The following is a 6,134-nucleotide window of genomic DNA, read 5'->3' as shown; positions in this document are numbered from 1 at the left end:
TGGCAACACTGCAACGCATGTTCCCCGCATGCGACACGTTCATCGCCGAAAACGGCGCGGTGGTCTTCCATAACGGCGAGGTGATCTCCACAACGCCACTTGACGACGACGCCGCGCGCGAGGAAGCGTTGCGCTGGAACTGGCGCACCTCGACCGAAGCAGTGGTCGAGGTGTACGAGCAGGCTATTGCTCGACGCGGCTGAACGTTGCAGTCTCCTCCACATCGCGGGGGGCATCTAAAGAGTCGTCTTCGTACTCGTAGCCAAGAATCTCCGGCTGCCGGGACGGGTGGATCCCGGGGACGAACCACATGATCACTGCTGCGGCTACGCCGCACACCCCCGCGGCAAGAAGGCTGAACTTCGCTGGCACGAGTAGCAGCGCGAGAACGGCGACGATCGCGATAGCCGCCCAGGTCACACCGATCACCGTCGCAGGCTCGTATTGGTGTGACACGTCCTTTTCAGCCCAAGGCACCTGCGGGAACCGCGCGCGAGCTTCGTTTCGGGTGCGCCGGTCGGCGCGCTGCGTTGGCATCACCGTCGCCACCAGCACCAAAAACAGGCCCACACCGGCGATGATGATGTCGCCTGCCGCGACGCCGAAGAACAACACGCCGGAGCTCAAGGACACCGCCACTCGCTCCCAGGTTGACGGCGGCAATGGCGTTCCCGGATCAACGTCGGGGTAGAGCATGGCAAACGATGCATCGATCTTGTCCCGCATGGGTTTTCCCTTCCTACTTGCGTTTTAAACTAAGCCATGGCTAAATTAGCGTAGCCTAAGCTTGGTAGAATTCTAGAGGGAGTCGACAGGATGCGGAAAGCTAGCAAACAACGGGCTAACAGAATTGCGGCCCTCACCATCTCTGGGGCGCTGCTTACTGCCGGTGGGGCCATCGGCTTTCCACTCATTGCGGCCCCCGAAGCCACGGCGCAGGCCGCCAGCAACCGGACCGTGCAATCCGGGCAAATGCAGTGGTCAATCCGCGACTCCTTCATGAAGTACATCATGGGCCCCGTTGCCAAGGGTGAGGTGCAGACCTCCGGCGGGATCACGCTCGCTAACGGCGTATTCACCATCCCAGTTGCCAACTCGAACATTACGGGGGCGAATGCGGGCACCATTGCATTTGACGGCGGGATCCGGTTCTATGGCCACAAAGGGACGCTTGACATCAAGCTCACCAACATGAAACTGGTGATCAACGGCACCAGCGGTGAGATTCGAGTGGATTATGAGAGCCGCGAGAACACCGGCGTGCCAGGCAACATCGGCCCATTGTTCACAGGCAAGGAGGCGGTCTTAGCCACCGTCGCTTTCTCAGCCGCTCCCGATTTCTCGCAAGACACCGTCACCCTCACCGGTGACACCAAGGTGTCTACCGAAGGTGCAAGCAAGGTATTCGCGGATTTCTACCCTGCTGGTGAGCCCCTTTCCCCGCTCAACCTCAGCCTTAAGATGGGGGCGGGCTCCGGCGCACCCTCGGGGACCAGTGGAAACTCAGGTAGTGGTGGTGCCGCCACACGCTCCAACGCCACCGAGGGCGCAGCCAAACTGCTCGGCCAAGTCAACGACACTCTCATTGAAGTCAACGGGCTGATCACCAACACTGAAAATCTCATGGACAACTCCGGCCAGTTCCACGACCGGGTGTGGGGTACCAGCGCTGCCACGTCTGCTGAAGCTCCTCCGACAGGTGCTGGTGCGGCTGGCACTGGTACCGGCGGCGTTGCTGCAGCGCCCAACAGCGGAGGATTCTCCACCGCTGACGCGGCCGATGGCGGTAGCGGCGGCGGAGGTGGCATCGCAGGCCCATCGGGTGGTGCCGCCCCGAGCCGAGCAGCCAGCTCTGGGCAGTCTGGAGCTGGAGCTGGAGCTGCACCCGCAGCCCAGGCCGTATCCAACGACATCTGCACTGCCCCCGCCTCGAAGGGCGTGACCAGCGGCGACTTCGCGTGGGGTGTACGTTCCACGTTCCGCGCGTACATCCAGGGCCAGATTGCCAAGGGTGGCTGGAACCTTTCCAACAACGTCGCGTATTCCGACGGCCAATACCGCTTCAAGGCGCAAGGCGGAGCCGTGAATCCGCAGACCAAGGAAGGCACGATCCTCTTCCCTGGAACCATTGAGTTCTACGGCCACAAGGGCATTCTTGAAACCCGCTTCTCCAACATCGAGGTGCAATTCAAGGGCAACGCGGGATTGCTTGTCATGGATGTCACGTCGAACGATGTCGAAGGCAACCCCGGCGACTACGGCCGCGTCGCCATGGCCAATCTCACGTTCACGTCGCTGGACGTCTCCGATTCCGCAGTTTCCGGTTCAGCAACCACCACGCTGACACCAGTTGGAGCCGAGGCGTTCGCCAACTTCTACCCCGCAGGCGACCCGCTGGACCCGATCAATTTCACCGCGAGTCTCAGCGGCGCCCCGAACTGTGCCCAAGGGCAGGGAGGAGCAACAAAAGGCGACGCGCAGGGCAAGTCCAGCTCCACCGATGCCGCTGCGGCACTGCGTGCTGACGGTGTCGGTGTGGACGGGACAGGCCCGGGCGCAGCGTCCTCCACCGCCGCAGCACAAAGCATGGGCGACAACGCTTCGCTCGGTGGATTCAAGGAGCAGACCGGGGATGGCGAAGACCAGTTCCGGATCAAGTCTTCCGGGGCCTCGCCGTCCGGTCTCAACCTCGACGGCAACAGCGTGCCGTCGGTACTTGCCTTGCTCGCGTCACTGGTTATCGGCGGCGGCAGCATTATCAACTTCGGCCGCAAGGCCCCGAGCGTCTAAGGAGATCCCACCCTAATGAGGAGACTAGTAGCCACCGTCCTCGTCTGCATGCTCGCCTTAACCGGTTGTGCAAGCTGGGACGGCACATCGAGTGTGAACGCTGAGCTCGCGAGCGAGTTACGCACGGAAGCGGGCCAAGTCGATCCGCGCGCGGCGCAGGGTGTGAAGACCGTGCCTTCGCTTGACGACGTTGCCCCTGTGGCTACCAACCCAACACCAGCCCTCCCTGTTTCGCTGGTAGACGCGAAAGGCTTCGACGTTGAGGTAACCGATGTCTCCCGCATCCTGGCGCTCGACCTGTACGGCACCTACACCAAGACCCTGACTGGTCTGGGGCTCAACGAGAACATCGTAGGCAGAACGGTGTCGAGCACGGAACCCTCCTTGGCTGACCGCCCAGTGGTCACCGTGGGTGGCCACAACCTCAACGCCGAGGCCATCTTGGAGCTGAACCCAACACTGGTGATTGTGGATGAGTCCGTCGGCCCGCCAGAGGTGATTGAGCAAATCCGCAACGCAGGTATCACCACGGTGATGATGAACCCCAAGCGCTCGCTGGAGACCATCGGCGACGATATCCGCCTGGTGGCTTCGGTGGTTGGTTTGCCCGAGGAGGGCGAGAAGCTCGCCGAACGCAGCATGCGCGAGGTTGAAGAGGCGCTTGCCGTGATCGATGAGATCAAGCCTGCTGAGCCGCTGCGCATGGCGTTTCTGTACCTTCGTGGCACCGGTGGCATCTTCTACATCATTGGCGAGGACTACGGATCTACCAGCCTGATCAATGCCCTAGGCGGTCGCGACATGGCGGCCGAGGCCGGCATCACCGATCTGAAGCCGGCCAGCCCCGAAGCGCTCGCTGAGCTCAACCCCGAGATGTTTGTACTGATGACGAAGGGCCTCGAGTCCACCGGCGGCATGGAAGGGCTACTCCAGCGACCGGGTGTCGTGCAGACAATCGCCGGGCAGAATCAACGCGCGATCACGATGAATGACGGCGACTCCCTCGCCTTCGGCCCCCAAACTGGAGAGCTCCTCTTGCGCGCCGCGAAACTGCTGTACGGCGAAGGTGCCAACACCGGCTCGGTGGACACAAAGAGCGGGCAGCGCACGAATGGCTAACTACGTAGACCAGGTGTTCGCGCAGCGACACCGGCGCCGCATCGCGCTGTTCATCGGACTCGTCGTGCTGCTTGCGGTGACGTTCGTCGTGTCGCTAAGCGTCGGCCAATACACCGTCCACCTCGGGGACCTGCCGCGGATTCTCGCTCGCGGCCCCTTCGGCGTTGACGGCATGGATGCCTCTGTCATTTGGCAGGTGCGTATCCCCCGGCTGATCTTGGGCATTCTTGTCGGCGCTGCGCTCGGCGTGGGGGGCGCGCTCATGCAAGCTGTCTTCGCCAACCCGCTGGCTGAGCCCTCAGTGATGGGTGTGACCTCGGGTGCCGGCGTCGGTGCAGCGATTTTCATCGTCAGCGGGGCGAGCTTCGCAGGCACCATGACCATCCCAATCGGCGCATTTGTCGCCGGCTTAGCCACGACGCTATTGGTGTGGGCGTTGGCGAGGCACCGCGGTAAGACCGCGGTTGTCAACTTGATCTTGGTGGGCATCGCGGTAAACGCCGTCGCTGGCGCAACCATTTCATTCCTGCTGTTCCTCGCACCCTCGACTGCGCGTGAGCAGATCATTTTCTGGCAGATGGGCACCCTCGCCGGTGCACAGTGGAAGCACGTCACCCCCGTCGCCTGCATTGCGGCATTCGGAATTGTGTGCGCGCTGTTCCTCGGCCGGAAGCTCGATCTGCTGGCGCTCGGAGAAGGCGCCGCATCGCACGTTGGTGTCAACGTACAGCGGTTGCGAACAATCAGCGTGCTCCTGGCGACGCTACTGAGCGCAGGCGCAGTGTCCTACGCAGGACTCATCGGCTTCGTCGGTTTGGTGATTCCCCACATCATCCGCACTGCTGTTGGACCGTCGAATAGCGTGCTCATCCCGGCATCAGCACTCGGCGGCGCGGCGCTGATCGCGGTTGCAGACGTGGTGGCGCGCAACCTCATCGCGTACGCGGATATGCCCATCGGCATCTTCACCGCGCTCGTCGGCGGGCCGACGTTCTTCATTCTACTTCGTCAAATGATGCGCAAGGGGGTGCACTGACATGAGCGTTGAGGCGCACAACATGACCGTCCGCATCGGCGACGCCGAGTTGCTTTCCGACGTTTCTTTTCACGCCGCACCTGGCACCGTCACCGGCCTCATCGGCCCGAACGGCGCAGGTAAGTCGACGCTGCTCGCCTCACTCTCTGGAGACATCCCCGTTGCCTCGGGCGTGCTGCAGATCGACGGTGTTGAGCCGCGGCATGCCAAGCCAAAAGCGATGGCCAGGAAGCGCGCTGTCATGTTGCAGGACGTGTCCGTCACCTTCTCATTCCTCGTCCGCGATGTCGTGGCGATGGGACGTTCGCCGTGGGAAGGCACGAGCAGCCCGGAGGAGGACAACGCGATTATCGATGCCGCCCTCGAGGCCACCGGGGTTTCCCACCTTGCCGGCCGTGAAGTCGTGACACTCTCCGGCGGCGAGCGCGCCCGCGTGGCCATGTCGCGTGTCCTCGCGCAGACCACCCCGGTGGTGTTCTTCGATGAGCCAACAGCGGCCATGGATGTTAAGCACCAAGAGCGTGCCCTTGGACTCATCCGGCAGGCGGCGCGTAGCGGGAGCACCGTCGTGGTGGTGCTGCACGATCTCAACGCAGCGGCCAATTATTGCGACCAAGTGACCTGTCTCAACCGAGGTCGCGTGGCCGCCAGCGGCCCTATTGACCAGGTGTTTACCAGCGAGACCCTGTCTGCAGTATACGAGTATCCCCTCGAGGTCCGCCGGCATGGGGAATCGATCCACGTATCCCCCACGCGCACTGACACCAACGCCCTCGGCTCGCACACGCGCAACCTCCTCTTCCCCGACCGCACCTAAGGAGATCCACATGTTCCCGACCCGTAAATCTGCCGCTGCGGCGACGTTTCTGCTTGCAGCGGGTGTCGTCGTCGCCCCGTCTGCACACGCGGCGAGCGTTCCCGCTATTGAGACCGCGAGCCTGAGCTGGAATCTGAAACGAACGTTCTCCAACTACATCACCGGCCCAATTGCAAAGGGCAAAATCGAGGTTGCTTCCCCCGCGACTATCAAGCACTTCGGCGGCTTTGTGGAGCACAATCCGCCGTCCCAACGCTTTCAGCCTGACGACGCCTCATTGAAGTACGACTTCGCCTTCAACCCGGCCAACTCGAAGTTGGACGCCAATGGCAAGGGTGTCTTAGCTTTCGACGGTGCTGTCCGGTGGACCGG

Annotated in this window: 6 protein-coding genes and 1 pseudogene; 6 read left to right on the top strand and 1 reads right to left on the bottom strand. The window is 62.5% G+C overall.

Annotated features, from left to right (window positions below):
- Positions 1-203, top strand: a pseudogene (locus HMPREF2656_RS13365) (hypothetical protein); the annotation flags it as partial.
- Here HMPREF2656_RS13365 and HMPREF2656_RS00055 read toward each other — a convergent pair.
- The gene (locus HMPREF2656_RS00055) at positions 184-726 is read right to left on the bottom strand and encodes a hypothetical protein (RefSeq protein WP_070815540.1); all 543 of its coding nucleotides are present in this window, start codon (positions 724-726) and stop codon (positions 184-186) included. The pseudogene HMPREF2656_RS13365 and the gene HMPREF2656_RS00055 sit on opposite strands and share 20 nt — an antisense overlap.
- Positions 727-972: 246 nt before the next feature.
- Here HMPREF2656_RS00055 and HMPREF2656_RS00050 point away from each other — a divergent pair, with 246 nt between their 5' ends.
- The 5 genes from HMPREF2656_RS00050 to HMPREF2656_RS00030 all read left to right on the top strand — a co-directional run.
- A complete protein-coding gene (locus HMPREF2656_RS00050; protein ID WP_070452401.1) occupies positions 973-2,790 on the top strand; it encodes an HtaA domain-containing protein in 1,818 nt (605 codons plus the stop codon).
- 15 nt (positions 2,791-2,805) lie between these two features.
- Entirely contained in the window at positions 2,806-3,909 is a 1,104-nt protein-coding gene (locus HMPREF2656_RS00045) for a heme/hemin ABC transporter substrate-binding protein (RefSeq protein ID WP_070452404.1), read from the top strand.
- The gene (locus HMPREF2656_RS00040; RefSeq protein ID WP_070452407.1) at positions 3,902-4,945 is read left to right on the top strand and encodes a FecCD family ABC transporter permease; all 1,044 of its coding nucleotides are present in this window, start codon (positions 3,902-3,904) and stop codon (positions 4,943-4,945) included. The genes HMPREF2656_RS00045 and HMPREF2656_RS00040 overlap by 8 nt, the downstream gene beginning before the upstream one ends.
- Position 4,946: 1 nt before the next feature.
- Positions 4,947-5,762, top strand: coding sequence for a heme ABC transporter ATP-binding protein (locus HMPREF2656_RS00035; RefSeq protein ID WP_070452410.1), 816 nt, complete (start codon positions 4,947-4,949; stop codon positions 5,760-5,762).
- 10 nt (positions 5,763-5,772) lie between these two features.
- A partial coding sequence (locus tag HMPREF2656_RS00030; RefSeq protein WP_210400929.1) for an HtaA domain-containing protein occupies positions 5,773-6,134 on the top strand: 362 nt, incomplete at its 3' end.

The sequence above is a fragment of the Corynebacterium sp. HMSC034B08 genome (genome assembly GCF_001835805.1).
Classification (GTDB): Bacteria; Actinomycetota; Actinomycetes; order Mycobacteriales; family Mycobacteriaceae; genus Corynebacterium; species Corynebacterium coyleae.
The sequence above is the reverse complement of the archived record's forward strand: the minus strand, read 5'-3'. Positions and strand labels throughout refer to the sequence as shown.

What these genes read in the sequence shown, in the direction of transcription:
- HMPREF2656_RS00045 (WP_070452404.1), top strand. Translation starts at nt 2,806, where the DNA reads ATGAGGAGACTAGTAGCCACCGTCCTCGTCTGCATGCTCGCCTTAACC.
- HMPREF2656_RS00050 (WP_070452401.1), top strand. Translation starts at nt 973, where the DNA reads ATGCAGTGGTCAATCCGCGACTCCTTCATGAAGTACATCATGGGCCCC.
- HMPREF2656_RS00035 (WP_070452410.1), top strand. Translation starts at nt 4,947, where the DNA reads ATGAGCGTTGAGGCGCACAACATGACCGTCCGCATCGGCGACGCCGAG.
- HMPREF2656_RS00055 (WP_070815540.1), bottom strand. Translation starts at nt 726, where the DNA reads ATGCGGGACAAGATCGATGCATCGTTTGCCATGCTCTACCCCGACGTT.
- HMPREF2656_RS00040 (WP_070452407.1), top strand. Translation starts at nt 3,902, where the DNA reads ATGGCTAACTACGTAGACCAGGTGTTCGCGCAGCGACACCGGCGCCGC.